The organism is Candidatus Xiphinematobacter sp. (genome assembly GCA_016766635.1).
Classification (GTDB): domain Bacteria; phylum Verrucomicrobiota; class Verrucomicrobiia; order Chthoniobacterales; family Xiphinematobacteraceae; genus Xiphinematobacter.
In genome coordinates this window covers 306,683-333,408 of sequence record CP068473.1, presented here as the reverse complement: position 1 = coordinate 333,408, position 26,726 = coordinate 306,683, and the positions used below count along the sequence as shown (strand labels likewise).

The 26,726-nt window shown below is 49.0% G+C and carries 25 protein-coding genes; 17 read left to right on the top strand and 8 right to left on the bottom strand.

Annotated features, from left to right (window positions below; all coding sequences use genetic code 11):
• Window positions 1–100 precede the first annotated feature (100 nt).
• Window positions 101–886, top strand: a complete 786-nt coding sequence (gene tatC, locus JMM79_01460; protein ID QQY08619.1) for a twin-arginine translocase subunit TatC — start codon at window positions 101–103, stop codon at window positions 884–886.
• A gap of 86 nt (window positions 887–972) precedes the next feature.
• On the opposite strand, the gene JMM79_01455 is transcribed toward tatC, so the two are convergent.
• Window positions 973–2,043: an agmatine deiminase family protein gene (locus tag JMM79_01455; protein ID QQY08740.1), complete on the bottom strand. Its 1,071-nt coding sequence runs from the start codon at window positions 2,041–2,043 to the stop codon at window positions 973–975.
• A 156-nt stretch (window positions 2,044–2,199) separates the two neighbouring features.
• Here JMM79_01455 and miaB point away from each other — a divergent pair, with 156 nt between their 5' ends.
• The 7 genes from miaB (at window position 2,200) to JMM79_01420 (ending at window position 8,733) form a co-directional block, all read left to right on the top strand.
• The gene (gene miaB, locus JMM79_01450) at window positions 2,200–3,573 is read left to right on the top strand and encodes a tRNA (N6-isopentenyl adenosine(37)-C2)-methylthiotransferase MiaB (GenBank protein QQY08618.1); all 1,374 of its coding nucleotides are present in this window, start codon (window positions 2,200–2,202) and stop codon (window positions 3,571–3,573) included.
• Between the two features lie 152 nt (window positions 3,574–3,725).
• Window positions 3,726–4,385: a guanylate kinase gene (gmk, locus tag JMM79_01445; GenBank protein QQY08617.1), complete on the top strand. Its 660-nt coding sequence runs from the start codon at window positions 3,726–3,728 to the stop codon at window positions 4,383–4,385.
• Between the two features lie 21 nt (window positions 4,386–4,406).
• Window positions 4,407–5,096 (top strand): phosphopantothenoylcysteine decarboxylase, encoded by a 690-nt coding sequence (locus tag JMM79_01440; GenBank protein ID QQY08616.1) that lies wholly within the window; start codon window positions 4,407–4,409, stop codon window positions 5,094–5,096.
• Window positions 5,097–5,271: 175 nt separating this feature from the next.
• Window positions 5,272–6,018 (top strand): inositol monophosphatase, encoded by a 747-nt coding sequence (locus JMM79_01435; GenBank protein ID QQY08615.1) that lies wholly within the window; start codon window positions 5,272–5,274, stop codon window positions 6,016–6,018.
• The gene (locus tag JMM79_01430; protein ID QQY08614.1) at window positions 6,015–6,542 is read left to right on the top strand and encodes a 2-C-methyl-D-erythritol 2,4-cyclodiphosphate synthase; all 528 of its coding nucleotides are present in this window, start codon (window positions 6,015–6,017) and stop codon (window positions 6,540–6,542) included. Before JMM79_01435 ends, JMM79_01430 begins: the two co-directional genes overlap by 4 nt.
• A 6-nt stretch (window positions 6,543–6,548) precedes the next feature.
• Complete coding sequence (locus tag JMM79_01425; protein ID QQY08613.1) at window positions 6,549–7,958, top strand: cysteine--tRNA ligase; 1,410 nt, start codon at window positions 6,549–6,551, stop codon at window positions 7,956–7,958.
• A gap of 88 nt (window positions 7,959–8,046) precedes the next feature.
• The gene (locus JMM79_01420) at window positions 8,047–8,733 is read left to right on the top strand and encodes a UDP-N-acetylglucosamine diphosphorylase (GenBank protein ID QQY08612.1); all 687 of its coding nucleotides are present in this window, start codon (window positions 8,047–8,049) and stop codon (window positions 8,731–8,733) included.
• Between the two features lie 177 nt (window positions 8,734–8,910).
• Here JMM79_01420 and sufD read toward each other — a convergent pair whose 3' ends face one another.
• From sufD to rpe, 4 genes are all read right to left on the bottom strand, one after another.
• The gene (sufD, locus tag JMM79_01415; protein ID QQY08611.1) at window positions 8,911–10,203 is read right to left on the bottom strand and encodes a Fe-S cluster assembly protein SufD; all 1,293 of its coding nucleotides are present in this window, start codon (window positions 10,201–10,203) and stop codon (window positions 8,911–8,913) included.
• Window positions 10,204–10,267: 64 nt separating this feature from the next.
• Window positions 10,268–11,680 carry a Fe-S cluster assembly protein SufB gene (gene sufB, locus JMM79_01410; GenBank protein QQY08610.1) on the bottom strand — a complete coding sequence of 471 codons (1,413 nt, stop codon included), beginning with the start codon at window positions 11,678–11,680 and terminating at the stop codon, window positions 10,268–10,270.
• A 50-nt stretch (window positions 11,681–11,730) separates the two neighbouring features.
• On the bottom strand, window positions 11,731–12,504 hold the full coding sequence (sufC, locus tag JMM79_01405) for a Fe-S cluster assembly ATPase SufC (GenBank protein QQY08609.1): 774 nt from the start codon (window positions 12,502–12,504) through the stop codon (window positions 11,731–11,733).
• A gap of 500 nt (window positions 12,505–13,004) precedes the next feature.
• Complete coding sequence (gene rpe / locus JMM79_01400) at window positions 13,005–13,721, bottom strand: ribulose-phosphate 3-epimerase (protein ID QQY08608.1); 717 nt, start codon at window positions 13,719–13,721, stop codon at window positions 13,005–13,007.
• A gap of 104 nt (window positions 13,722–13,825) precedes the next feature.
• On the opposite strand from rpe, the gene JMM79_01395 reads away from it, so the two are divergent.
• The 5 genes from JMM79_01395 (at window position 13,826) to trpS (ending at window position 17,956) form a co-directional block, all read left to right on the top strand.
• Entirely contained in the window at window positions 13,826–14,365 is a 540-nt protein-coding gene (locus JMM79_01395; protein ID QQY08739.1) for a nucleoside deaminase, read from the top strand.
• A gap of 158 nt (window positions 14,366–14,523) precedes the next feature.
• Window positions 14,524–15,210 (top strand): CPBP family intramembrane metalloprotease, encoded by a 687-nt coding sequence (locus tag JMM79_01390; GenBank protein ID QQY08607.1) that lies wholly within the window; start codon window positions 14,524–14,526, stop codon window positions 15,208–15,210.
• Window positions 15,211–15,250: 40 nt separating this feature from the next.
• On the top strand, window positions 15,251–16,141 hold the full coding sequence (thiL, locus tag JMM79_01385; GenBank protein ID QQY08606.1) for a thiamine-phosphate kinase: 891 nt from the start codon (window positions 15,251–15,253) through the stop codon (window positions 16,139–16,141).
• Between the two features lie 329 nt (window positions 16,142–16,470).
• Complete coding sequence (locus tag JMM79_01380) at window positions 16,471–16,926, top strand: ribose-5-phosphate isomerase (protein ID QQY08605.1); 456 nt, start codon at window positions 16,471–16,473, stop codon at window positions 16,924–16,926.
• Window positions 16,927–16,987: 61 nt separating this feature from the next.
• Window positions 16,988–17,956, top strand: coding sequence for a tryptophan--tRNA ligase (trpS, locus tag JMM79_01375; protein QQY08604.1), 969 nt, complete (start codon window positions 16,988–16,990; stop codon window positions 17,954–17,956).
• Between the two features lie 52 nt (window positions 17,957–18,008).
• On the opposite strand, the gene JMM79_01370 is transcribed toward trpS, so the two are convergent.
• The 3 genes from JMM79_01370 to JMM79_01360 are packed head-to-tail and all read right to left on the bottom strand — an operon-like array spanning window position 18,009 to window position 20,390.
• Window positions 18,009–18,881: an MCE family protein gene (locus JMM79_01370; GenBank protein QQY08603.1), complete on the bottom strand. Its 873-nt coding sequence runs from the start codon at window positions 18,879–18,881 to the stop codon at window positions 18,009–18,011.
• A gap of 22 nt (window positions 18,882–18,903) precedes the next feature.
• Window positions 18,904–19,665 carry an ATP-binding cassette domain-containing protein gene (locus JMM79_01365; protein ID QQY08602.1) on the bottom strand — a complete coding sequence of 254 codons (762 nt, stop codon included), beginning with the start codon at window positions 19,663–19,665 and terminating at the stop codon, window positions 18,904–18,906.
• A gap of 8 nt (window positions 19,666–19,673) precedes the next feature.
• Window positions 19,674–20,390, bottom strand: coding sequence for an ABC transporter permease (locus tag JMM79_01360; GenBank protein QQY08601.1), 717 nt, complete (start codon window positions 20,388–20,390; stop codon window positions 19,674–19,676).
• Window positions 20,391–20,674: 284 nt separating this feature from the next.
• On the opposite strand from JMM79_01360, the gene carB reads away from it, so the two are divergent.
• The 4 genes from carB (at window position 20,675) to JMM79_01340 (ending at window position 26,719) form a co-directional block, all read left to right on the top strand.
• On the top strand, window positions 20,675–23,938 hold the full coding sequence (gene carB, locus JMM79_01355) for a carbamoyl-phosphate synthase large subunit (GenBank protein ID QQY08600.1): 3,264 nt from the start codon (window positions 20,675–20,677) through the stop codon (window positions 23,936–23,938).
• A 275-nt stretch (window positions 23,939–24,213) separates the two neighbouring features.
• Complete coding sequence (locus JMM79_01350) at window positions 24,214–25,206, top strand: branched-chain amino acid ABC transporter permease (GenBank protein ID QQY08599.1); 993 nt, start codon at window positions 24,214–24,216, stop codon at window positions 25,204–25,206.
• Window positions 25,203–25,988 (top strand): ABC transporter ATP-binding protein, encoded by a 786-nt coding sequence (locus JMM79_01345; protein ID QQY08598.1) that lies wholly within the window; start codon window positions 25,203–25,205, stop codon window positions 25,986–25,988. The genes JMM79_01350 and JMM79_01345 overlap by 4 nt, the downstream gene beginning before the upstream one ends.
• Window positions 25,989–26,011: 23 nt before the next feature.
• Complete coding sequence (locus JMM79_01340; protein ID QQY08738.1) at window positions 26,012–26,719, top strand: ABC transporter ATP-binding protein; 708 nt, start codon at window positions 26,012–26,014, stop codon at window positions 26,717–26,719.
• Window positions 26,720–26,726 lie beyond the last annotated feature (7 nt).

Sequence of the window (26,726 nt, the reverse complement as noted above, 5' to 3'; positions counted from 1 at the left end):
ACGGCACATACGCGCTGTGTTTTTGTATCCCTTGGTATGCCCCACATCTCTTCCACGGAACACGTGCATACTCTTTAGGTCCGCTGTCTTTTTAAGCAAGATGAGTTTTTGGCACAAACTTTTTGGATACTTACAAAATCGAGATGAACCGAAACCATTCCTTGATCACATAGAAGACCTCCGTCGCATGCTAATCAAAATGGTAGTAACACTAACTACTATGATTCTGGCTTGCTTCGCCTTTCGAACGGATCTTGCGAGACTATTGCAGCTTCCTCTAACAGCAACAGATCCTTACCAAGCAACTCATCTGCAGTCCCTTGGAGTGGCGGATTCGATGGTGGTTTCTTGCCAAATATCCTTCTATACAGGTCTAACGCTCTCCCTCCCCTTCCTAATTTTCTTCTTGGGAGAATTTATCCTGCCAGCCCTTACCAAACGCGAGAGGCAGCTCTTGCTTCCCGCCGGTGTGTTTTGTGCTCTCCTTTTTTTATCAGGAGTTGCTCTTGCATATTTTGTGCTACTTCCCGCAGCTCTGGCGTTTTTTTTCCTAGATGCCCGTTCCATGCAGTGGCGTCCCACCTGGACAGTCCGCGAGTACTACACGTTTACAACACAGTTTATCATTGCTTTTGGCCTGGCTTTTGAGTTACCCCTCGGTACATTCCTCGCTGTCAGACTGGGACTGCTGGACGTCACTTCCTTAAGGAGAAAGCGGGCGTTTGCTCTTGTCGTCATTCTCCTCTTGGCCGCTATTATCACTCCGACATCCGATTTGTTCACTCTCTTTCTTGTGGCAACACCCATGTATGGACTCTACGAAATATGTGTCTGGATGGCACCTCTCATTAGGAAAGGGAACCTAAGGTTAGGGAAGGGAACCTAGGAGACTAAAAAAAGAAGTAAAGAAGTGGGGTTCCACAAGCAACCGTATACCCAAGAGATGGTGCCCCGTAAGTATTTGTAAGTGTTTTACTCCTCGGTAGCCAGTACGGTGGACTTCTGCGGCTCTGGTTCTATCGAGAGCTTGCTGGAGATTGGCTGTTGCTGAGTCAAGCAGTGAAAGGCGCCAAGGCCCCAGATAAGTCTGCAACAATTAATGGGTATTACTTTACGAGAGGGAAAAATCCCCTGGAGGATAAAAAGTGCCTGGCTATCGTGGACGTCTGCAAATGTAGGAAGGAGAACGATCTCGTTTCCGATAAAGAAATTAGCATAGCTGGCGGGTAACCGTTGTCCCTTCATCAAAAGGGGTCCTGGCATGGGCAGTGTAATAACGTTGGGGCAGCGATTATGGTTGAGTTTTGCTTCTTGGATCCTTCGTAAGTTCTCTTGGAGAGGTTGAAAATTTGGATCCCTCTCGTTCTTTTCAATACCGACAAGGATAGTGTCTTCTGCAACAAAGCGTGCCATGTTATCTACATGCCCGTCTGTATCATCACCGGAGATTCCTCCATTGCCCAACCAGAGAACTGTGTCAACGCCTAGGGAACCCTGCAGAACTTCCTCAATCTGGTACCGGGTCCATCCGGGGTTCCGGTGAGAGTCGAGGAGGCAATTTTCAGTGGTGAGTAATGTACCTGCTCCGTTGGCATCTATCGAACCTCCTTCCAGCACAAGGCCCTGACGATCGAATATTGGAAGGTTAAGTGCCTTACCTACACGGATAGGGACGGCATTATCTGCATCATAGGGTGGATATTTCCCTCCCCAGGCATTGTAGCCGAAATTTACCACAGCAAGCTGCGGAGCTCTGTCTCTTTGGACGAAGATAGGTCCGTAGTCGCGGCACCAAGGTTCATTGGTAGGGATGTGAAAAAACTCTACTCGTTCCGGTGGCACAGTGCCGTTGAGTAAGGAACGAACCTGCCTCTCCTGTTCTAATCCTGAGACACTGATTCGGACGAGTTCCGAAGTGGAGAGAACCTCCACCATATGCACAAAGGTTGGAACTACCTCTCTATAACAGGTAGAGAAACTACAGCCTCCCGGGTGAGGCCAAGAGAGCCATGTCGCCTCGTGGAGTTCCCACTCTGCCGGCATATGATATCCAAGGCAGGACGGAGTGACCGTGCTGATTTCGGCCGTGATGCTCCTTGGTAAGTACATTTTGTGGTTTGTTCTTTTTATTAGAAAACGGATAGGGGAACAAGTGGCTAGAGTTTTTTATGCGATCACATATACTGAGGGGCCCTTTCCATGCCGAATTTATACATAAAGACGTACGGCTGCCAAATGAATGAACAGGATTCTAAACAAGTCTCCGAAATGCTTATGGCCCGTGGTTATTGTTTGGTGAAGAATGAGGAGGAGGCCGATGTCATCTTGCTTAATACGTGTAGCGTCCGTGAGATGGCTGAGCGGAAGGCCATCGGGAAAATGGGAATGTTGCGGAAGCTTCGCTATAAACGCCCGCGTTTGATACTTGGCTACCTAGGCTGTATGGCTCAAATCCGTGGTGCCGAGTTGCTCAATATCTCTCCATATGTAGATCTAGTGGTGGGGACACAGAAGACTCATCGTGTAGCTGAATACGTAGACACAATCTTCCGACGTCTTCAGCAGGCGCGGATAGACGACGAACGTCTACCTATTGTGGAAGTGGGCGAGGAACAAGATCCTCCCATAAGTACCTTGAGTCACACTCGCCGCACTCCCACCAAGCAACAGCGAGTGACAGCTTTTGTGTCCATTATGCAAGGGTGCAATATGCACTGTGCTTTCTGCATTGTGCCGAAAACCCGTGGCTCCGAGAAGTCACGTTCCATGAAAGAGGTAGTGGAGGAGGTACAAACGCTAGTAGATGAGGGAGTATCAGAGGTCATTCTACTCGGTCAGATCGTCAATTTTTATGGACGTCACTCTCTTCAAAAGGTAGACAACAAGACCCCTTTCGTGCAGTTGATTGAACGAATTCACCAAATAGAGGGATTGGAGAGAATTCGGTTCACCTCCCCCCATCCAATAGGATTTCAGAAGGACTTAATTGACTGTTTTGCAAGACTTCCGAAACTTATGGAACACGTTCACCTACCGCTTCAATCGGGATCAGACCGCATCCTGAAGTCAATGCACCGGGGTTATACTGTGGCTACCTACCTTAGACTTGTGGAAAAGCTGCGAGCTGTCAGACCTGATCTTGCTATCAGTACCGATCTTATTGTAGGCTTCCCCGGAGAGACGGAGGAAGACCATTTGGCTACGCAAGAGGTTTACCGGGCTGCTGGTTTTGACCATGCGTTTATCTTTCGTTATTCGCCTCGCAAAGCGACTTCAGCTTCTGCCATGCAGCAGCAAGTTTCCGAGGATATCAAGGAAGCCCGTAATCGGGACTTACTCCATCTTCTCCATGTTACTAGCGAGAGGAAGCTCGCGACCCGCGTAGGGACTCGTATGGAGATTCTTTGTGAGGGTCCTAGCAAAACTAATCCTAGCCGGTTTAAGGGGCGCACTCGGACCAATCAACCGGTCATCTTTGATGGTTCTAATCGTCACGTCGGTCGAATTTTTGACGTGCTTATTACTGGCTCCTCCGCTAGCACACTCTATGCTGATCCAGCATTATCCTTATGATATGAGGATGTGCCCGCTTCTCGGTTAGATAACTAGCGTGCAAAGGAGCACCCTTACCACCTGCTCCTTGGTTTGCCGTTTCTAAAAAATCCCTTGGGGGCCATAGGGGATCTGCTTCGGGCAGTCCTGCTATGTTTCCGCGTCTGCTAATCATGTGCCTTAAAACCGAAAATGGTCGGGAAGCAATCCTTAGTAGAGGAAAGTCCTCTGTTCGGCCATCACACGCTGGTATCCTCTTTGTTGTCTCTGCCCCATCGGGGACCGGAAAGAGCACGCTGTGTTCTAATTTGCGGCAGGAGGGTGATTTTATCTACGCTGCCTCCTGTACGACTCGGCAGCCGCGCCCTGGAGAAATCAGCGGAGAGGATTACCATTTCTTAAGCGAAGAGGCGTTTCGATCTCACTTAGTACAAGGAGAATTCTTGGAACATGCTGAAGTCCACGGACAAAAATATGGTACCCTGAAGGGCACCATAATTGATCACCTTAAAAAGGGAGTGGACGTCCTCATAGACATTGACACTCAGGGAGCAGCCTCCATTCGGGCCTGTGGGGACCTCTTCATCTTGCAAGCTCTAGCGGATATATTTATTATGCCCTCCAATCTTAGAGAGCTCAGGCGTAGGCTAGTGCGTCGCGGAACAGAAACAGAAGAACAAATTAGGATGCGGCTTACTACTGCCAGGCAGGAAATGTGCAGATGGAAAGAGTATAAGTACACAATTGTTAGCGGTTCTATGGAGGAAGACATTGCTAAATTCCGCGCTGTTATCCGAGCTGAGCGGTATCTGAGCCGGAGGCTCCTTTTCTAGGAAATGAATTAGCGTGCTGCTGTGAAGACTATTGTGCTCGGTGTCTGTGGCTCAATTGCAGCTTACAGATCGGCGGATCTTGCCGGCTCCCTAGTGAAGCTTGGTTATGCGGTCCATGTCATTCTGACGCAGGCAGCTACCAGGTTCGTTACACCGCTTACCTTGCGTACTCTCTCCAGAAATCCAGTTCTAACAGATATATTTGAAGAAAAGGGCGGTTGGCATCCAGGCCATATTGCTCTTGCGGACTCCGCGAGCCTTCTACTTGTGGCACCGGCTACTGCAAATATCATTGCAAAATTGGCCATGGGCTTTGCTGATGACATGCTTTCTTCAATAGCTCTGGCATGCCGTGCTCCTGTGCTGCTCGCCCCAGCAATGAATGGAAAAATGTGGGAACATCCCGCAACCATGGCCAACGTCACACTTCTTACCAAACGGGGAATGGAATTTGTTGGACCCAGGAGCGGTCTACTTGCTTGCGGATACGAAGGGGTTGGGAAACTTTGGCCAGTGGAAGAAATTGCTGCACGCGCCCACCAGCTTCTCTCCGGGACGACGGAAGGAAAGCTAACCCAGGAGCGGTCTACTTGCTTGCGGATACGAAGGGGTTGGGAAACTTTGGCCAGTGGAAGAAATTGCTGCACGCGCCCACCAGCTTCTCTCCGGGACGACGGAAGGAAAGCTACGCACCGAGAGTGCAGAGGATGACCCACAAGTGCATCCTTATGTAGGCAACCTTTGAAGATTCTAGTGATCCTTCTTCCATTATTAATAATCTCTGCCTATGGCTTGGAAATCTCTGCCTATGGCTTGGATAGGACTTCTTAATGCTCTAGTGAGCCGGAAAAAAGCGTGCGCTACATACAATCATCCCTAGGCTGAAATGCAAACTTTTCTTCAAAGCGCTTGTGAAGCAGCACTTAAAACTGGTGGATTTCTACGGTCTCATTTTGGAAAAAAACTACGCGTGGAGACCCGAGAGGCACATGACATCAAGTTAGAGCTTGACAAGCGTTCGCAAAATCTCATAGAGGGCGTCATCCTAAGGGATTTCCCTGATCACGCTATCTATGGGGAGGAAGGGGTAATAGAGAACACTTCTACTGCCTATCAGTGGATAATCGATCCGATTGATGGAACCTCAAATTTTTTCTGGGGAATCCCACATTTTGCTGTCTCTATTGCTCTGCGCTATGGGGAACAAGTCCTGGTTGGTGTCATTTATGACCCCATGCGGGATGAGCTCTGGGCGGTAGAAAATGAATCTCCCCCCACTCTTAATGGGGCACAAATTTTCGCAAGTGAGCGTAAAATGTTGGCCGATGCGGTGATCTCTATAGGATTCTCCAAGTCTCTTGTAGCTATTCAGTCTGGTCTCACTTTGTTTCAAAGAATGGTTTGTGTGGTGAACAAGTGCCGGATTATGGGAAGCGCTGCCCTAGACATGGCCTATGTAGCTTGTGGTCGCCTAGATGCCTATGTTGAAGGCCAGATCAATCTGTGGGACGTAGCAGCTGGTATAGCTCTTATTGAAAAGGCCGGGGGTAGGGTAGAGCTCAGCCCTCATCCAGTACAACCTGACAAATATTCGATTGTTGCTACAAACGGAAATATTCATCTCAGCCTATGAGGAACGCTTTAGTAGGTATAGGGTACGATGTTCATTCCTTCAAAGAAGGTCGCCCTCTGGTTCTGGGGGGCGTGTGTATAGAAGAGTCCCAGCTAGGCGGCCTGGAGGGTCATTCCGACGCGGATGTGTTAGCGCATGCGCTTGCGGATGCTTTGTTGGGTGCGGCTGGGAAGCCGGACATTGGTTGCCTTTTCCCGAATACGGACAGATCTGTCCGCGGCATAAGCAGCCTGGAGATCTTGCGAAGGGTTAGCACACTCCTGCGCGCAGAAGGGTTAATCGTCTGCAATATAGACTGCACCGTGATTGCTGAAACGCCTAAAGTTGCACCTCATGCACACGCAATCAAGGAAAAACTTGCCGGGGTTCTTGATATAAAACCCCCACGCGTTGGGATTAAGGCTACTACCAACGAAAGAATGGGGTTTCTTGGGAGAAAGGAGGGTATTGCTGCACTGGCTATCGCGTCCTTGGTTTATTTCCAGGGGGAATTGCCGTGTCCCTCTGAAAGGGAGGGAATATAGCATATAATGCTGGCTTTCTTCAACACTCTCACCCGTAGGGTGGAGGAGTTCTCCCCCCTGGATCCCAAGGGAAAGACCGTTCTGCTCTATACTTGTGGTCCGACGGTATATGACCTGGCTCACATCGGGAACTTTCGCGCCTATGTTTTTGAAGACCTGCTACAGCGCCACCTAGAGTTTCGTGGGTTTAACGTGCGACGCGTGATGAATCTAACGGATGTAGAGGACAAAACTATTCGTGCATGCCACGAGGCAGGCACCTCTCTTGCAGATTTTACCCGACCCTTTAAAGAGGCGTTTTTCCAGGACCTAAACACGCTCCGGATAAGGAGAGCCGAATTTTATCCAGAGGCAAGTGCACCTGTCCATATTGGACGTATGATTGAGATGATTGCCACTCTTATCAAAAGAGGCCATGCGTACCAAGCTACGGACGGTTCCGTGTATTTTCGATTATCGACATTTCCTATGTATGGGCGACTTGCGCATTTTCATCTCGACGAGTTAAGGCCCTCCGGGCGTGTAAAGAGCGACGAATATGGAAAAGAAAATATGGGAGATTTTGCCCTTTGGAAGGCGTGGGACGAGAAGGACAATGCTGTTGGTTGGGACAGTCCGTGGGGCGTGGGACGACCTGGTTGGCATATTGAGTGTAGCGCTATGGCCACGGGCATTCTTGGACCAAGTATCGACATCCACTGCGGTGGGGAAGATAACATCTTTCCTCATCACGAGGCAGAGATCGCCCAGTCAGAGTGTGTCACCGGAAAACCTTTTGTTAGACTATGGATGCATTGCCGGCACCTTCTAGTCAATGGGCAAAAAATGTCCAAATCCAGAGGTAATTCCTTAACCCTGCGAGACCTTCTCTATCAAGGATGGACAGGAAGAGAAGTTCGGTATGTGCTTGCTAGTACCCGCTACAGAGAGCCTTTGAATTTTACCTTTGAGAGCCTTGCGGGGGCCAGAAGTACTCTAAGGCGTTTGGATGAGTGGACCCAACGTTTACATAGCAGAATCAGCAGTATTTCGTTGCAGTCCACAACACCTGTACCTCCACAATTGGATACTGCAGCATTCGGGAGGGCACTAGACAACGATCTAAACACCTCGGCTGCGCTGGGCAATGTCTTCGATATCGTACGGGATTCTAACCGACTTTTGGACCAGGGGAAACTCTCATTCTCCAACATTGCCTTTTTGGAAGACTGGATTAAGCAGGTCCATTCTGTGTTCTGTCTGGAACCAAATTACCGGCAGCTGGAGTTGCCTAACAAGGTGACCTCCCTGCTTCTCTTAAGGGAACAAGCACGTGCCAAGAGGCAGTGGAACATTAGCGATAGTCTACGCAAGGAAATTCTTGCTTTGGGGTGGAATATAAAGGACACCAAGCAGGGCCAGGAGGTAAGCTGGTAAATCACTAAGATTTTTTGGTCAACAACAAGGGCTTGGGGGGCCCTGAGTGGAAAAGAGGCCGTGTGCAAAAAACAAGCTACCCATTTTTATGTTCCGTCCAGAAGACTACTTCGATCTAGCGCACACCGAGCACGCCACCATCTTTGAAAAAGTCGAAAATGTCTGGGAAGCGCTATCTAGAATAGGAACTTACCTTCAGCTTAACCTTCGATCTGGTGTTAAAGGCAAGCTAATTGGGAAGCCGCTTATCGGAAAGAAGACTCGTGTAGGAAAAGGAACGCTTATCGAAAGCGGGGCGGTGATTAAGGGACCAGCGTGGATTGGGGAGCACTGCCAGATTCGCCACGGATGTTACATCCGAGAAAATGTAATCGTCGGTAACGGAGTAATCCTAGGGAACTCCTGCGAATTAAAGAACTGCTTAGTTTTTGACGGTGCCAGGTTGCCACATTTCAATTACGTGGGAGACTCTATTTTGGGGTATCAAGCTCACTTGGGTGCAGGGGTCATCCTTTCCAATGTCAAATTAAGCTCAGATGAAGTTTGGGTTACAGGCCCCCATGGAAAAATCGCAACGGGATTAAGAAAGTTCGGCGCCATACTAGGTGACTGTGCGAAGGTGGGCTGCCATTCCATCTTAAACCCGGGATCTCTCATTGGTCCGCATGCTGTGCTCTATCCTGGCTGTCAATGGCACGGAGTGTTGCCTGCTTGCTCCATCGTTAAGCCACGGCACCTACCGCTGGAAATCCTTTCTGGAGAAGAAAGCTCCTAATATAATAGAACGACGCGTTGGATTTTTTGGCCTCGGATTTCTTAAGCCACCTCCAAGCCATGGTCGATGCCGACACAGCCATCCCAACCAGCCTACGTGGTTCTTCTTCTTCTTTTTTAACAGCCGGACTCTCATCGTGGACTTATTGATTAAAGGGGGGTGCGAACTTCCTATATCTCATTCCTTATCGTACAAACGGTTTAGAAAACATGCGCGAAGCGCTTCATCTTCTAAGCGTTCTAACACAGAAGCAAGAAACCCCTTAGCAATGAGTCGGCGACCCACTCTTGCAGGAATGCCTCGTGTCTTCATGTAAAAGAGTTCCTCTTCGTTGATTTGCCCTGAAGTCGCTCCATGGGTACAGCGGACGTTATCTGCCAGAATTTCTAAGCCTGGCATAGAATTTGCCTCCGCAGAATCACTGAGGAGGAGGTTACGCACCTTTTGATAAGCGTCTGTTTTCTGAGCGTGCGGTTCTACTCGAATAAGACCAGAAAAGATAGCACGTGCCGAATCATCGAGTGTATTATGATAGAGGAGGTCGCTGGAGGTATCTGGGGCAACATGGTCCTGGAGAGTGCGTTGATCAATTTCTTGGGTTCCAGAAGCCGACGTCAGTGAAAGCATGAGACTACGGGCCTTACTTCCGGTCAGCTGGCTAAAGCTCTCGGAACGGAGGAATCCCGCTCCAAAGTTCGCTTGAAAAACAGTCGCCCTTGCATTCTGAGACACCAGTGTAGAATTGAGGTGCAAGGCACACGTAAAGGTGCTCCACTCCTGGAGAGCAGCATATGTGACACGAGCCCCTGCCGCGAGGTAAACATCACTAATGCCACAGACAAACCCTCCATCCTCGGGAGAAACTGAGCGGAAGTGTTCCAGTACAGTGATGCAACTGTTTTCTCCACAAACAATCAAGGTGTGTGGAGCAAGAGCAATTCCTTTTCCGTTTAGCCAAGAAAAAATTTCCACTGGAATTTCGACATTGGTGTCTGGTGGGACGTAAATTAACACTCCATTGCGTAAACAGGCCTTATGCCACATTGCGTACTTGTGTGACCCCAATTTTGCTGCTTGTCTCATGAAGTATCTTCGAATTAACTCTTCATGAGTGTGGATAGCAGATTGAAGAGGCAACATTACTAACCCAAGGGGGGAAAGTCTCTGCGTTTTCTGTATAATTGGTGTGTGATTAGCAAAGACGAGGCACGGCGTCTCAGGGGTAAGTCCAATGCTGTGCTCCAGGAGAAAGGAAGGGGCATCCTTCCTGTGGTTAGCGTCCGCTCTACGGTGAAGCTCGGGGAGCTCTAAGGCCCGCGTGTTTGAAAACCTCCATGCTTCCTGTAACGCAGAAGGAGGAGGTGTAGCGAGAAACTCCTCCCATGCTTGGCGCTGTACCAAGCGAAACCACGTCGGCCAGGAATTCTCTTCCCGAAATTCTGAGGCGGAAGAAGGCTGTTGTGATATCATAAAAAAGTACGGCCGCTCCTCTCCACCTTTAAAAAAACATTCCCTATCCCTTTATATCCCTTTATTAACCCACGGAGTCGGCCATCTCGAGCTCGATGAGGCGCTTCAACTCAACAGAATACTCTATGGGGAACTGACGAACTAAATCGTTGACAAAGCCGTTCACAGCAAGACTCATTGCCTCGCCTTCACTTAGTCCACGCTGCTGCATGTAGAAGATCTGCTCGGCGCTAACTTGGCTAACACTGGCCTCGTGCTGGCAGGCATTACCTTGTCCACGGACAGTAATGGCTGGATAGGTGTCCGTACGGCTCTTCGAATTAACCAGGAGAGCATCACACTCTGTGTTGTTCTTGCAACCCTTCAGACCTCTAGGTATGCAAACGAGACCTCGGTAAGTAGCACGGCCGTTCCCGAGGCTAATGGATTTAGACACAATGTTGCTAGTGGTTTCATTTGCGGCATGGACCATCTTGGCACCAGTATCTTGGTGTTGGCCGTCCCCAGCAAGGGCAATACTAATGACTTCTCCGCGAGCCTTTTGACCCTTCATGATAACGCCAGGATACTTCATCGTAAGGCGCGAACCAATGTTGCAGTCAATCCACTTAATTTCTGCCTCTCTGTGCGCTAGGCCACGCTTGGTAACAAGATTAAAAACATTGGAGCTCCAGTTTTGCACGGTAACGTACTGGATTTTGGCACTTGGCATAGCTACCAACTCCACAACTGCGCTATGAAGGGTAGCAGTCTCAAACTGGGGTGCTGTACAACCCTCCATATACATGACCTCACTCCCCTCGTCCGCAATGATAAGCGTACGCTCAAACTGACCGAAACTCTCCGCATTAATTCGAAAATAGGCTTGGAGGGGATGCTTGACTTTTACCCCAGGCGGTACATAAATGAAGCTCCCTCCACTAAAAACAGCACCATTAAGCGCGCTGAACTTGTTGTCTCCAGCTGGAATTACTTTGCCAAACCATTTTCTGAAGATTTGCGGATAGCGCTTGAGGCCTTCCGTGCTACCCAAAAAAATGACTCCCTGAGCACTAACAGCCTGTTTAATGTTAGAGTAGGCGGCCTCGCTGTCGAACTGAGCCTCCACTCCAGCTAAAAACCGGCGCTCTTGCTCTAAAATTCCCAACCGCTCAAAAGTGCGCTTCAGCTTCTCCGGTACCTCATCCCACGAGCGCTTTGGCTGCTGCCCCTGAGCAAGATAATACCGAATCCGATCAAAGGAGATGCTTTCCAGATCTCTGCTTGCCCAGTGGGTAGGGAGCGGCTTCTCCAGAAACTTTTTGTAGGATCGCTTCCTAAACTGACGGACCCAGTCGGGATCCTCTTTGGCATCGGAAATGTAGTCGATGGTTTCTTCGCTCAAACCAACACCCGCATCATAGGCATAGTCAACAGTGTAGCTAAAATTGCCGATGGAGCGGTCGATATCAATTAGTGGCTTCGCCTCGATACTCATTTCTTGGTTTACTTGCTGGTTAGGTTTAGTGGGTGGAGAATAGGAGGGAGTCAGCAGGGTGCCGCAGCGTTCCCACAAGGCCTCGCCCCCGCAAGCCAATCATAGCCCTCAGCCTCCAGTTGCAGAGCCAGTTCCCTACCTCCGCTACAGGCGACTCTGCCCCCCACCATAACATGGACACGGTCTGGCACAATGTAATTTAAAAGGCGCTGGTAGTGAGTGATGATTAGTACCCCGACATGCGGGCCTCGCAAGGCATTCACTCCGTCAGAAACAACCTTTAAAGCATCAATATCCAACCCACTGTCCGTTTCATCCAATATAGCATAAGCAGGCCGCAACATAGCCATCTGGAGAATTTCGCAGCGCTTCTTTTCTCCTCCAGAAAACCCCTCGTTCACGGAACGAGAGGTAAATGCTCTGGGAATTTGCAGGGAGTCCATCTGCTGGTAAAGAGCAGAGTAATACTGGGTGGCCTCTAATTCTTGACCCTCAGGGAGCCTGGCTTGGACAGCGGCACGAATGAAATTGGCAACCGTGACTCCAGGAATCTCCACTGGGTACTGAAAAGCCAGGAAGACCCCCAAGCAGGCACGTTCGTTGGGCTCTATTCCTAGGAGGTCTCTACTATCAAGCACAACGCTGCCGGAGGTAGCAGCGTAACTGGGATGCCCGGCAATAATCTTAGCAAGTGTGCTTTTTCCAGAGCCATTTTTCCCCATGACAGCATGTACCTCCCCCCTTGGAATCCTTAAGTTCACCCCCTTCAGAATTTCCTGGTCACCGACACTAGCATAGAGGTCTCGAATGGTCAGCGCACTCATCACTCATACTATGTTCCACACATGACAACGGCAAACACGAGCAGGGCCAGCAACAGACACCACTACACCACCAGCCCGGCCTCCATCCCTAATCCAATCGGAAACTAAAGGCAAGAAGAAGAACAACTAAATGTGCTGTGGTAGCCTTCTTTTACGTGTTCTGGTCCGACTGTGCCGCCAAAGGCACCCTTTTCATGTTTGCCACCCGCTCCTAATCTAGCCAATCCAATACTATCTAAGACACGGCGCTGTCATACTCCTTGACTAACAGGAATTTCTTTCCTCCTGGCTTGCAACAAACCACGACAACTCTCCCTAAGGAAAATTTCCTCAGAACCTGCTGTCTTCTATTTATGCTAGATGTTACTTACGCGCATCCGGGTAAGGGCATCCGGGTAAGGTACTGTGGAAGGTAGAAGGTCGATGAATAAAGAAGAGGTTCCTGCTCCTCCTGCTCCTCTCATGCAGCGCGTTTTTGTTCTTTTGTTCAATAGGAACATCTAGCACTTTTGTCGGCTAGTTACTGAGCTCCGGATATTGCGTATGGCAAAAAAAAGATCCGGTGCTCCAAAAATAGCCGTTCCGGAAACAAACACATTAGCCCCCGCTAGGGAGCACTTAGCAGCGGTTTCCACATCAATCCCTCCATCCACCACTATGCGAAAGCCCAGTCCTTTCTGAGCGCGAACCTCGGCGGCATCGCGTATTTTCTCCAACATCTCCGGGAGAAAATCTTGGCCGCCAGACCCAGGATGTACAGTCATGATAAGAAGAAAATCCAGATTGGCGAGGAAAGGATACACTTCAAAAAGTGGTGTTTCAGGATTGAGGGCCAGCCCAGTTAAACAGCGCCGGTCACGGATAGAGCGAAGCATTTCGGATACGCACTGTGATGCCTCAACATGAAAGATAATGGAGTGAAAAAAAGAAGAGGTAGAAGGAGGAATTAATCCAAGAAGGTGATGCTGAGGGAAATCAACCATGAGATGAATGTCGAGGGGCAGCTTTGTGGAACGTGCAACGGCCTGAACGATAATGGGTCCAAAGGAGATATTTTTTACAAAATGACCGTCCATAACATCACAGTGGATCCGATCAGCCCCCGCTGAGGCAACTTGGCTGACTTCTCTCCCAAGTTGCAAAAAGTCGCAGGCAAGGATGGATGGGGTAACGAGTAATTTTTGATGGTCTAAATGCAATCCCACGAGGCGAAGCATAAATGTGGCCAATAAAATTGTACATGGTAGAAGTATCCAAGGAGGTGGTGGGAAGATGAATGTTTGTTCATCTCGTTCTCCCTTTGTCAAATGTAGTTGATCAAATGTCGGATCGATACTTTATGGGAAAAGCGTTACATCAAGCGAGAAAGGCACTAAAGTCGGGGGAGGTGCCTATAGGTGTTGCAATTGTGCGCCGGGAGAGAGTGATCGCCTGCGCACACAATCAGGTAGAGGTTCTAAGGGATGCCACGGCCCATGCAGAAATATTGGCAATCAGGCAGGCGGAGAGCATAGTAGGGGATTGGCGACTGACGGATTGTGTTCTGTACGTCACGAAGGAGCCGTGCCCTATGTGTGCAGGAGCAATGGTGCAGGTGCGTTTAAGTCAGGTCGTGTTCGGCTGTTCTGACCCCAGCAGTGGGGGCGCAGGGGGACGAGTCAATCTTCTGCAAATGCCCGGACGTAACCATCACTGCAAGGTAGCGGCGGGAGTACGCCAAGCCGAATGTAGAAGGCTTCTGAAAAAGTTTTTCACCAGTAGGAGACTGATATGCAACTCTAGCCGGAACTACAAAAGATGCTCCTTGGCAGGGAGTGGCAATTTTAACAAATTCTCCTCTCTAGGGAGTTCAAAGTGGTAATTACGTGACACACTGCTTCTTGTTACCTTTACCCGGAGATTGTTTCGGAAGGAGGTAAGGGAAATATCACGGCTGACGCTTATCACGGCTGACGCTCGCAACAATCGTGGTGATAGCCGCCATCAGTCTGGTGGCGGCTATTCTTGGAGGGAAAGGCTTTGACTTCAGATAAACAACAGGGAGGAGCGGTACAACTTTACCAGAGACTCGATGCGGTAGTATGTTCGGTCTTTGGGGTTTATTTCCTAGCCTTGAGCGTAGTCCCGAAAAATGCCCACTCCCTCCTGAAGATAAGTGACATTCAGTGGGGGGGGGTGTTTTATCTTGTGCTGGACGCGACTATCCTGAGTTTTTTGACTATTCGCCATATCTCGGCTGCTCGCGCTTTCGGGATTTGGAAATTTCGGGCACCACAACTGATCAAGTTGTCGGGGTTGTGGTTAGCTGCGTTCTACCCACTCATTTCCTTGGTACAGGCATTCTTAGAAAGATTACAGAGCACCCACTATCAGCAGCCATTGGTGCAATTTTTGGAAAAAAACACAAGCCTTTCTGACCTTCTCGTCTCGACTTGCATAGTTGTGGCAATTGCCCCTCTTAGTGAGGAGCTTATTTTCCGCGGATATTTGTACGGCGTTCTCCGCCAGCACGTAGGCTCACTAAAAGCCACGCTTATTACCTCACTCCTCTTTGCCGGCATACACCAACACCCTTCCATTCTTCCAGGACTATTTCTATTGGCAGTTGGGCTATCCTGGGCCTATGAATCCACCGGCTGTCTTCTGGTACCTATTTTGATGCATTCGCTGTTTAATTTCATAGGAGTTTTGGCTGCAATCTTGTGATGCTCCAAGGATACTTTTTGTTTTTCTCTCCTGTTATCTTGTGGAAGACAGCCTGATCCGTAAACTCGTCCGATCTTTCCCACAAAGAAGGGATGTCCTTGTTGGCATCGGGGATGATTGCGCAGTAGTCAAGTGTCCTCGGGCAGGAAAACTGTTCCTTCTAAAGACCGATTGTGTGATAGAAGGGGTCCACTTCAAGAGAGATACCCCTGCCGTTTGGGTAGGATGGAAGGCACTTTGCCGAGCAATCAGTGATGTCGCCGCCTGCGGCGGAATTCCGGCGCATGCTTTAGTTACTCTTGCCATACCTGCGCAACTGTCCACGCGCTGGTTACAGTCCCTTTATCGTGGAATTGGGCGCGCTGCCGGGCAATTCGGGGTTAGCATCATCGGTGGTGAGTCTTCACATTCTTTGGGTGCCCTTTTTATTTCCATCACACTTACCGGCTATGTTGCAGCTCAGCAGCTTACCTTACGCAGTGGCGCTCAGCCTGGAGACTCTCTTTTTGTAACGGGGCAGCTAGGAGGATCTCTGCGGCGGGGACATCACCTAAAATTTACTCCCCGTCTAGCAGAGGCACACTGGCTTACCACTCACTTTTCCATCCACGCTATGACAGACTTAAGTGATGGAATTGGCAGTGACCTACCCCGCATGGCCGGTGCTAGTCACACAGGTTTTGAAGTCAACCCTCAATTGCTACCGAGAAATCCAGGCTGTTCTATCCGACGGGCCCTCTCGGAGGGTGAAGACTACGAACTACTTTTTGCCATCTCCCCTGTGGAGGAGAAGCGTCTTTTGAGACAGTGGGACCTCACCTTTCCAAGTACAAGGCTTACTAGGATAGGGCACATGAAAGCTCGCTCCGAAAATGACGAAAACACCCCCCTACCTACGGGATATGACCACTTCTTGAAGCGGCATATCTAAGACCACTTTTCTCCTCCCTAAGTTGAAAACCCCTCCCCCTAATCTGCTCTCCTGCTCTCCCTATACAAGGACAAGCTAACTACGAAAGACAATAGGTGGAGGAGTAGGTCGTCTAGACTAAAAAGCACAAAGCGCAACGAGCGGTCTTCTTCCCCATTGGAAGTGTTCTAGTCTGAGCCAGCCAAGCCGCTGCTACCCAAGGGAATTCCCAACCCAGGCCTCCTAACCCTCATCCAAATCTTTAAGAGCACAGCTGTAATGACCGATCGCACATCTCTATCTTCTCAAACTTCCATCCTTGGCTTTAGTCTCCATCAAAATTTTTGAAAATGAAAATCTCTATTGGATCCGATCATGCAGGCTTTCAATATAAAGAGCGTATCTCAATCTACTTAAGGAAACTTAAGCATGACGTGGTAGACTTTGGAACCTACAGCAATGACCCGAGTGATGATTACCCGTACTACATTCTTCCTGCAGCAGAATCCGTCGTGAAAAGAGAGGCAGAACGCGTCATTGTAATCGGCGGCTCCGGAAATGGGGAAGCAATTGCAGCTAACAAGGTGCTGGGCATCCGCTGCGCACTTTGTTGGAACGACGAGAGTGCAAAATATGCACGCCTTCATAACGATGCAAATGCCCTTTCCTTAGGACAACGCATGGTTTCCATTGAAACGGCTCTCAACATCGTTCAAATTTGGCTAGAGACTCCTTTTGAAGGCGGGCGGCATCAGCGACGAATCGAGGCAATTTATCAGTATGAATCATCACTCAAGCGCGTATAGTCGCATGTCGGGTCGTCCTCTTGCCAATTGCCGTTAGGGATCTCGGACAATTTGATTAAACATGCGTATACTCTCCGGAATTCAGCCCTCCGGCGCCTTGCACTTAGGCAACTACTTCGGGATGATGCGCCCCGCCATCCAAATGCAGGGACAGAACAGGATAGAAACATTTTACTTTATTGCAGACTACCATGCCCTCACTTCTGTAAGGGATCCCGTAGTCCTAAGGGAGAATGTCAGAAAGGTAGTGTGGGACTTTCTTGCTTGCGGTCTTAGTCCAGAAAAAACGTGCCTTTTCTTGCAGTCTGCTATCCCGACTGTCACTGAATTGGCCTGGATCTTAGGCACTCTTATCCCAGTGGGGTTGCTGGAGCGCTGCCATGCTTATAAAGAAAAAAAAGCCCATAAGCTCCCCTCTTCCCATGGACTGTTTTCATACCCTGTCCTAATGACTGCGGATATCTTGCTATACGATAGCGATTTGGTACTGGTAGGCAAGGATCAGAAGCAGCACTTGGAGGTGGCTCGTGATATTGCTATTAAATTTAACAAGGTATACGGCTCAGTTCTGAGGCTACCGGAACCTCTTATTCAGGAAGGAACGGCAATGATCCCTGGGATAGATGGATCAAAGATGAGCAAAGGTTATGGAAACACCATCGAAATTTTTTTGGCAGAGGAAGTTCTGAGGAAAAGGATTATGGAGATTCAGACTGATTCCACACCGGTAGATCAGCCCAAGTCTACGTCGGGATCCACTATCCTATCACTATACAGGCTGGTTGCCAGTTCGTCTGATTACCAACAGATGCTAAACGAGCACGTTCATGGGGGGACTGGATATAGTGCTTTTAAGGAACGTTTATTCGAGGCAGTATGGTTATTCTTCAAGCCTATGCGCAGACGTCGGGAGGAACTGGTCACCTCCCCAGAAGTGGTTGATCAAGTTCTCAAAAAAGGGGCCATTCGCGCTCACACAATTGCCAGTGAGGTTATAGAGCGAGTTCGATCTGCTGTCGGGCTACGGTAAAGCGGCCGTGCCCTTTCAGAGGTGTAAAGAATAAGGAAGGTGCACAAAAATGTCATGGCGGTTCTCGTGTTTGCCTCCGAGCAGTATCTTTGTACCAGAAGATGCCATGCTGGCGCGCGTTCAGAATAAACGCACGAACATTTTCGGCTACCTCCTTGCTGCTTAGAAGCAACCCTACTGTACTCTGCTCGCTCTTCAAAGCTTGTGAGATTTCCCGAGAAATAATCCCGATAGAAGCGAGTATTTTTCTGCTTTCCCCAACAGCTGTGTTAGTGGTCTCTAAGAGACCCTCCGTCCTCTTTGACAGCTGAGCAAAATCGCCACTAATTTCTTTTAGATTTTCCAATGTCTTAGAAAGGTTTTTTAGGCTTTGCGGCTGGAGAAGGTTGCTGGTACGAGCCATCCTTGCGACTTGGCCTACATCCTGGACCACTATACCTAAACAGGCTATTAATTCCGATGTCCGTTCGGCCACACTGTTAACAGTGCTAACAAGGTCCTCTATCCCGGATACATACTCTCCATGAACGATAGCGCCTGGTAAAATGGGCCGGGTGTCCGTCACCCCCTTTCCTACAAGGATGTCTACAAATCGGTCACCCAAGAGCCCCGAGCTGCTAATCGTAAATCTGGATCCCACTGGGATGCTTACCCCTTGTTCAATAAAAAGTTGGATAGAAACCCCCTTCATATTGGGTAGGATGGATGGCGAAGTGGCTACGCGACCAATGCGGGCCCCACTAAGAAGAACATCGGCACCTTTTTTTATTCCGCTGGCGTTCGGAAAGTGGGCATGTAGGCGATAATGATGGTGCATGCTCTCACCAACCCTCCCAAGGTACACGGTCATAATTCCAATGGTGGTGAGGCCAATGAGTACAAAAATGCCTACCCGCATTTGGATTTTTCTTTCTTCTGAAGTCATCTCTTTCCTCTTCTCTTGCCTCTTACTCCGTTTTACTATCTTCCCCCGACTTCCCTTCTATGAAATTGCGAATGATTGGGTCGCCAGAGGAGCGTATCTGCTGCGGAGAGCCACAAAAGTAAATTCTCCCCTGATCTAGAAGAGCAATTCGATCGCCCACATGATAAGCGCTCACCAGATCATGTGTTACCACGATTGAAGTTACCCGTAGCTGTCCTTGCAAGCGTCGAATAAGTCGATTAATGCTGCCAGACACGATTGGGTCCAATCCAGCTGTGGGTTCATCGTATAAAATCACGGAAGGTGGGGAAATAATTGCTCGAGCGAGGGCCACACGTTTACGCATACCTCCGCTCAGGTCGACTGGCACTTTTCCGTCATGCCCGATCATGTTGACTAGAGCAAGTGCCTTATGGACCCTTTCTCGAATTTCTTTTTCGTCTTGCATGCCACGCTCACGGAGTGGGAAGGCAACATTGTTAAAGACACTAAGCGAATCGAAAAGAGCGCCATCCTGAAAAAGCATTCCGATCTTGCAACGAATAGGCTCTAACTGACGCTCATTAAGTTGGGTAATATCTCTTCCTTCAAAGAGAATTTTTCCGCAAACTGGTTTCATCAAGCCAATTAGATGTCGCAGGAAGACACTTTTCCCCCCCCCACTTCTCCCCAGCAGAACAAGAGTTTCCCCAGGGAGGACGGAAAGAGTAACTCCACGTAGGATTTCCTGTGTGCCTATTTTTTGGAAGAGATTTTGTACCTCAATAAGAGGAGCATTGTTCATCGTGAAGCTCACCCAGTTGGAAAAATCATGTTTAGCCCCATGGTAAGGAAAAAATTCGTAATGAGGATAGCAAGAGAACTGATGACTACCGACTGAGTAGTAGCGCAACCTACGCCAACCGCCCCCCCCTTAGCATCTAGGCCTCGTTGGCAGCTAATAAAGACAATGAGGCCTCCGAAAACTAAGCCTTTAGCAATCCCCATGAGAACGTCCACACCATCTGTGAATCGACGCATATTCTCTAGGTAATAAGTGCTAGAGACATTCAATACTTGGGCCGCTATGAAGAAACTGGAAAAGATGCCGAAGAAAATGCTTTCTCCAACAAGAAAAGGCATGGAAAAAAACATGGCGAGTGCACGTGGTACAACCAGATAATCGACCGGGTGTACCGCCAGTGCCCGGAGCGCGTCAATTTGTTGGGTAACTGCCATGGTGCCTAATTCGGCGCTCATTGCTGCCCCTACACGGCCAGCTACCATCAAACCTGTTAGCACAGGCCCAAGCTCTCTACACATAGCCACGGCCACTACAGGTCCCACAGCTGATTCCATATTCAAGTTACTGAACTGAAAAAACGTCTGGGCTGTAAACACGGCCCCAGTAAAAGAGCCTGTCACTACCACTACTACTTGTGAGCGGTAGCCAATCTCGCAGATCTGCTGGAAAACCAGTTTTGGACGGATTTGGCCTCGGAAAATGGAGAGAATGGTTTCGAACCCCATGAGGACCGTTTCCCCGAAACAAAGAACAAAAGTCAGGAGTAATTCTTTCACAACACGGCAATTAACATAGCAAGCCCCCAGCAAGTTCCGGACTTTCTGATGGCAAGAGTTGGATGGTAAGACGAAGGGAAGTGTGTACCTTTCTTATCGTTAAGACTGTAGATATTAAGGACTTTGGCAAAAAGTGGCGCTATACGGCATTCCGCTGTATAAAAAGGATTCGGTTGCGAATTTTGCCCCACTCTGATTAATCTCTACTCGGTCTGTGGGTGGTATCCTTTCCGATGCCTAAGAACATTTCCCTAAAAAAAATTCTCCTCATCGGCTCTGGCCCAATCGTAATTGGGCAGGGGTGTGAATTTGACTACTCAGGAGTCCAGGCCTGCAAAGCTCTGGCAGAGGAAGGCTATGCGGTGGTCCTTATTAATTCCAACCCGGCTACCATTATGACTGATCCAGAATTTGCGGTACGCACTTACATCGAGCCGATCACACCTGAGATAGTAGCAATGATTATAGAACGGGAAAAAGTAGATGCCGTTCTCCCTACTGTTGGGGGACAGACGGCTCTTAACGTCGCTATTGCTCTAGCGCAAGACGGCACCCTGCAACGTTTTGGGGTACAACTAATTGGTGCAAGCGCCACTGCAATCCGGAAAGGCGAAGACCGCCAGGTCTTCAAAGAAATAATGTTGGCCATTGGGTTGGATGTACCGGTCTCTGGTATAGCTCACAACATGGAAGAAGCACTTGCTATTGCAGGGCGCATTGAAAGATTTCCGCTTATTATCCGTCCGGCTTTTACCTTGGGAGGGGGAGGAGGAGGGATCGCTAATAACTATCGACAGTTTAAAGAGATTGTTCAACAAGGACTCACTCTTTCCCCAGTTTCGGAGATCCTCGTTGAGGAATCTCTGCTTGGTTGGAAGGAATTTGAAATGGAGGTAATGCGCGACTGCGCTGATAACTGTGTAGTAGTCTGCTCCATTGAAAATATGGATCCTATGGGTGTTCATACCGGCGACTCTATCACAGTAGCCCCTATTCAAACTCTTACAGATAAAGAATATCAGTCCATGCGGGATGCTTCGTTTTCAATCATGAGGGCCATTGGTGTGGAAACCGGTGGTGCTAACATCCAGTTTGGAGTTAATCCACAGACTGGACGTATGGTGGCCATTGAGATGAATCCTCGCGTTTCACGTTCTTCAGCACTGGCATCTAAAGCGACAGGTTTCCCCATTGCTAAAATTGCTGCCAAGCTCGCCGTTGGGTATAGTCTAGATGAGCTCAAGAACGATATTACACGGAAGACGTCGGCCTGCTTTGAACCAGCAATTGATTATGTGGTTACCAAGATCCCACGGTTCACTTTTGAAAAGTTTCCCATGGCGGACTCAACTTTGACTACGCAAATGAAGAGTGTGGGAGAAGTGATGGCTATCGGCCGTACCCTAAAAGAGTCGCTGCAAAAGGCCATTCGATCCCTAGAGATTGGTAGACTTGGTCTAGGAAGTGATGGTAGGGACAATCCCCCATTGTTGGGGGACGGAACCCCCGACCTGGATGTTATTAAAAAGCGACTACAAATTCCCAGTGCTGAGCGAATTTTCTTTCTACGATATGCTCTACAGACTGGGTTTAGCGAAAAGCACGTATCTGAATTATCTGGCATTGATCCCTGGTTTATTCGGCATATCCAGCAAATCGTGGACGAGGAGAGATCCTTTCAGCAAAACCCCACAAAGATCCCCCTCCGACGGGCAAAAAAGATGGGTTTTTCCGACTGCCAACTTGCCTTTCTTTCAGGCACCTCCGAGATGGAAATCCGCAATCGCCGCAAAGCCCAAGGTATTGTTCCAACTTATCGACTGGTGGATACTTGTGCGGCGGAATTCGCAGCCCACACACCCTACTACTATTCCACCTATGGTGATGAGGACGAAATTTATCCAAGCTCTCGAAAAAAAGTAATGATCCTTGGAAGTGGCCCTAACAGAATTGGGCAGGGGATTGAATTCGACTACTGTTGTGTCCACGCAGCTTTCGCTCTTAGAGAAGAGGGAATTGAGACTATCATGGTTAATTCTAACCCAGAAACTGTTTCCACTGACTACGATACGAGTGACAAGTTGTATTTTGAGCCGCTGACACTGGAAGACGTTCTCAATGTTTATGAAAGGGAAAACTGTGATGCCGCAATTGTCCAGTTTGGAGGTCAGACACCACTTAATCTGGCTACTTCCCTGCAGGCGGCAGGTATCCCTATTGTTGGAACGCAGCCCCATAGTATTGAAGCAGCAGAAAATCGTAGGTACTTCGCTGCAATGATCGATCGTTTGAGGTTGCGCAGAACAATTGGTGGAACGGCAGCTTGTGAGCAGGAAGCCTTAGCTGTAGCCGCGCACATTGGATATCCTGTGCTCGTTCGCCCCTCTTTTGTATTAGGTGGTCGCGCGATGGAGATTATACACTCTGAGGAAGACCTCCGTTGCTACGTTCGCACCGCTGTACCTTCTTTCTGTGTAGGACCACTCTTAGTAGACCGCTTTCTAGAGGAGGCCACCGAGGTGGATATAGATTGTATTAGCGATGGGAGTCTCTGCGTGGTGGGTGGTATTATGGAACACATCGAGCAAGCTGGGATTCATAGCGGCGATAGCGCCTGTATGATTCCCTCCTGTTCGCTTTCACCAACAGTTTTAGAGCACCTTAAGGAAGCCACCAAGGCTGTTGCACGCGAGCTTAACGTTGTCGGCCTTATGAACATCCAATTTGCTGTGAAGAATGGGGAGGCGTACGTACTGGAAGTAAACCCTAGAGCTTCCCGCACCATTCCATTTGTTAGTAAGGCTATTGGGGTGCCGCTAGCAAAACTTGCAGCCAAGGTCATGGTTGGTCGTAAGCTCTGCGAGTTAGGCTTTATTAAGGAAGTTGTTCCATCGCACTTTTCCGTAAAAGAAGCGGTATTTCCCTTCGCGCGATTTCCAGGAGTCGACATCCTTCTAGGACCAGAGATGCGATCCACCGGGGAGGTGATGGGGATTGATCGAGATTTCGGGGTGGCATACGCTAAGGCTCAAATCTCGGCTCAGTCGGCCCTTCCTTCTCAGGGCAACGTCTTCATTAGTGTAAGGGACATAGATAAAGACGCTATTGCTCTTATTGCGCTGGAATTTTGTCGCCTAAATTTCCGAATTCTCTCAACCCACGGCACGACGGCATTTCTTGGGTCCCGTGGAGTCCAAGCCGAGTGTCTTGTAAAGCTGGCCGAGGGCTATCCAAATGTCTTAGATAGGATCCAAGAATCGAAGGTTCATTTGATCATTAATACACCCAGTGGTCGGCAGCCTAGGAAGGACGAAATTCTCATCCGCATGGCAGCCGTCGCTGCTCGCATACCAGTTATTACTACCCTGCGTGCTGCACAGGCTAGTTTAGAAGCCATCCGTGCTATGCGTTGTGCTCCTATTTCAGTGCGGAGCATCCAGGAATATCATGCTGCTTCACCACCTCTCTTCTCCGAAGAGACATCCCCTTACTATTAAGGGGAATGAATTTACCCGTCTTTTTCTGCAACGCTGGAGTGTCTTCGCTTGAAAATTTTTGGCCGGTTGCTACTCTCTCACTCCCGACCTGGGGGCACGCTTGTCCGTGCTGCCGTTGAGGATGTTGCTAATAGTTCCTCCTACCTTCCACTTCTGCTTGATCTTGTCAGGTGTTAGGGCGCCTTGTGGGAGGCCCCCGCTGCAATTCGGAATCTTCTAGATGGGTAGCCACGGTAGCTTGCGATTCAGGTAGGTTTTTTATCACGTAGAACGGGATGATTTTAGGGTTTATCAAACTTTACTCACGCTTCGCGTTGTTTGTGACCATTGGCATTGGCTGGGCACTGTCCTACTTTTCTGATCAATTGCTCGACCCTTATTATGTTCAGGTCCTCACACTTGCTGCCATCTATGCCACGTTAGCTGTTAGCCTAAATCTAGTGATGGGAGAAACTGGTCAGTTCTCTCTGTGCCATGCGGCTTTTATGGCAGTTGGCGCCTATACTTCAGCTTCTATTACCTCTTACGGTCTCCCCTCCTGGTTTCCAGACACGCAATTCACTGGGACTTCTTTCTGGTCACAGGTGACGTTTTTTCCCGTGTTGTTTGCAAGTGGATTGGCCGCTGGCTTGGCGGGATGGATTGTTGGTGTCCCCTCTCTACGCCTGCAGGGAGATTATTTGGCCTTGGTGACGCTTGGATTTGGGGAAATCATCCGAGTGGTTCTACAGAATACGGAAGCAGTGGGGGGAGCACGTGGGATGGAGGCAGTCGTTCCAGCAACCAATCTCTTTTGGAGTATTGGTACAGCGGCAATTGTCGTTTATTTTTCCTTTTCTCTGGTTCGTTCCACCTATGGAAAAGGTTTTCACGCCGTACGGGATGATGAACTTGCAGCGGAAAGCATGGGTGTAAATACCACAGCTTATAAAGTTACAGCGTTCGTGTGGGGGGCCTTTTTTTCCGGGATAGCTGGAGCGCTCTACGCACACAGTGTCGAGTTTATCAGTCCGGATGGTTTTACATACCTGAAATCAATCGAAATTCTGGTTATGGTAGTGCTAGGTGGGATGGGTCAGATAGGCGGTGTTACCCTTGCAGCAATCTTTCTCACTTTGCTCAATGAATGGCTCCGACAGCTGGGGAGTTATCGAATGGTAGCCTACTCTCTTATGATTATTCTTCTTATGATCTTACGTCCGCAGGGGTTGCTAGGGGGGATAGGGAAATGTTTTGAGCAAGGGGCCTTTCGCAGGAGAAGAACATGAATAGAAATCATCTTCTAGAGGTTCGCAATTGTGCACTTCGTTTCGGAGGGTTACATGCCGTGGCGAGTATATCTTTTCGGGTAAAAGAAGGGGAGCTCTTAGGATTGATTGGTCCCAACGGCGCAGGGAAAAGCAGCGTATTTAATCTAGTGACCGGCATTTATTCTCCTACTTCAGGGGAAATTCTTTTTGAAGGGGAGGTTTGTTCTGGGCTACGCGCTAGCAAAATAACCGCGATGGGAATGGCGCGTACTTTTCAAAATGTACGTCTATTCCGTTCGCTCTCTGTGCTTGAGAATGTGGTAGTGGCGTTTAATTTGCACCTGAGTCATAGCTGGTTACACGCAATTACCCGTGGGGCTAAATTCCTAAAAGAAGAGGCTGAAGTGCAGCAGAAAGCCCTAGAATTGCTGAAAATTTTTGGGCTAGAACGAGCGGGGGAACGTCTTGCCATCACGCTTCCCTATGGGTCACAGAGGAGATTAGAAATTGTACGTGCTATGGCTACACAGCCAAAGCTCCTCTTGCTGGATGAACCTGCTGCAGGGATGAATACAGTTGAAAAGGAGGAGCTCATGCAGCTTATCCGTTTTGTTCAGGAACGTTTTGGAATTGCCGTTCTTCTAGTAGAGCATGACATGCCTCTTGTCATGGGGATTTGTCGGAGAATCCTAGTGATGGAACAAGGTAAATTGCTAGCCGAGGGGACTCCCGAAGACATTCAATCTAATCCCACGGTAATTGAAGCATACCTTGGGCGTCCCTTGCCACCTGGCAAGTAGGAGATAGTAAAAACGGCAGCATGATGCTTATAGCGGAAAATCTTAGTGTGTTTTATGGTTCAGTACAGGCCCTTCACGGAGTCTCTTTTGAAGTCCCAGAAGGGAAAATTGTCACGCTAATTGGCGCAAATGGCGCGGGAAAATCTACTGTGCTACGCACCATATCTGGATTGAATCGACTGACAGCCGGGAGTGTTCAATTTGATGGGGAGGACATTTCAAGTTTGCCCCCTTACTTAATAGTAGATAGGGGGCTTTCCCATGTACCAGAGGGGAGGATGATATTTTCAAATCTTTCTGTCCGAGAAAATTTAAAAGTGGGAGCCTACCGAAGAAAAAACCACTGTACATTGCCTGCAGATCAAGATTACGTCTTTTCAATCTTCCCCCATATCGCAGAGCGCCTCGATCAACAGGCAGGAACCCTCTCCGGTGGGGAACAGCAAATGCTAGCCATTGGCAGAGCGATTATGAGTGGAGCAAGGATGTTAATGCTTGATGAGCCCTCATTAGGCATTGCCCCGATCCTTGTAGAAACTATTTTTCAGCGGCTAATTGAACTTAATGAACGTCGGGGCACGACGATTCTTCTTGTCGAGCAGAACGCGAATCTTGCACTGCAAGTCAGCCATCTTGCCTGTGTGCTGGAATCTGGCAAATTGGCTCTCAGTGGAAGGAGTGCGGAATTACGCAAGAATGCTCAGGTTCGAAAGGCCTACCTTGGACACTAAGGAACAG

What these genes read in the sequence shown, in the direction of transcription:
- tatC (QQY08619.1), top strand. Translation starts at nt 101, where the DNA reads ATGAGTTTTTGGCACAAACTTTTTGGATACTTACAAAATCGAGATGAA.
- JMM79_01455 (QQY08740.1), bottom strand. Translation starts at nt 2,043, where the DNA reads ATGCCGGCAGAGTGGGAACTCCACGAGGCGACATGGCTCTCTTGGCCT.
- miaB (QQY08618.1), top strand. Translation starts at nt 2,200, where the DNA reads ATGCCGAATTTATACATAAAGACGTACGGCTGCCAAATGAATGAACAG.
- gmk (QQY08617.1), top strand. Translation starts at nt 3,726, where the DNA reads ATGTGCCTTAAAACCGAAAATGGTCGGGAAGCAATCCTTAGTAGAGGA.
- JMM79_01435 (QQY08615.1), top strand. Translation starts at nt 5,272, where the DNA reads ATGCAAACTTTTCTTCAAAGCGCTTGTGAAGCAGCACTTAAAACTGGT.
- JMM79_01430 (QQY08614.1), top strand. Translation starts at nt 6,015, where the DNA reads ATGAGGAACGCTTTAGTAGGTATAGGGTACGATGTTCATTCCTTCAAA.
- JMM79_01425 (QQY08613.1), top strand. Translation starts at nt 6,549, where the DNA reads ATGCTGGCTTTCTTCAACACTCTCACCCGTAGGGTGGAGGAGTTCTCC.
- JMM79_01420 (QQY08612.1), top strand. Translation starts at nt 8,047, where the DNA reads ATGTTCCGTCCAGAAGACTACTTCGATCTAGCGCACACCGAGCACGCC.
- sufD (QQY08611.1), bottom strand. Translation starts at nt 10,203, where the DNA reads ATGATATCACAACAGCCTTCTTCCGCCTCAGAATTTCGGGAAGAGAAT.
- sufB (QQY08610.1), bottom strand. Translation starts at nt 11,680, where the DNA reads ATGAGTATCGAGGCGAAGCCACTAATTGATATCGACCGCTCCATCGGC.
- sufC (QQY08609.1), bottom strand. Translation starts at nt 12,504, where the DNA reads ATGAGTGCGCTGACCATTCGAGACCTCTATGCTAGTGTCGGTGACCAG.
- rpe (QQY08608.1), bottom strand. Translation starts at nt 13,721, where the DNA reads ATGCTTCGCCTCGTGGGATTGCATTTAGACCATCAAAAATTACTCGTT.
- JMM79_01395 (QQY08739.1), top strand. Translation starts at nt 13,826, where the DNA reads ATGTCGGATCGATACTTTATGGGAAAAGCGTTACATCAAGCGAGAAAG.
- JMM79_01380 (QQY08605.1), top strand. Translation starts at nt 16,471, where the DNA reads ATGAAAATCTCTATTGGATCCGATCATGCAGGCTTTCAATATAAAGAG.
- trpS (QQY08604.1), top strand. Translation starts at nt 16,988, where the DNA reads ATGCGTATACTCTCCGGAATTCAGCCCTCCGGCGCCTTGCACTTAGGC.
- JMM79_01370 (QQY08603.1), bottom strand. Translation starts at nt 18,881, where the DNA reads ATGACTTCAGAAGAAAGAAAAATCCAAATGCGGGTAGGCATTTTTGTA.
- JMM79_01365 (QQY08602.1), bottom strand. Translation starts at nt 19,665, where the DNA reads ATGAACAATGCTCCTCTTATTGAGGTACAAAATCTCTTCCAAAAAATA.
- JMM79_01360 (QQY08601.1), bottom strand. Translation starts at nt 20,390, where the DNA reads ATGGGGTTCGAAACCATTCTCTCCATTTTCCGAGGCCAAATCCGTCCA.
- carB (QQY08600.1), top strand. Translation starts at nt 20,675, where the DNA reads ATGCCTAAGAACATTTCCCTAAAAAAAATTCTCCTCATCGGCTCTGGC.
- JMM79_01350 (QQY08599.1), top strand. Translation starts at nt 24,214, where the DNA reads ATGATTTTAGGGTTTATCAAACTTTACTCACGCTTCGCGTTGTTTGTG.
- JMM79_01345 (QQY08598.1), top strand. Translation starts at nt 25,203, where the DNA reads ATGAATAGAAATCATCTTCTAGAGGTTCGCAATTGTGCACTTCGTTTC.
- JMM79_01340 (QQY08738.1), top strand. Translation starts at nt 26,012, where the DNA reads ATGCTTATAGCGGAAAATCTTAGTGTGTTTTATGGTTCAGTACAGGCC.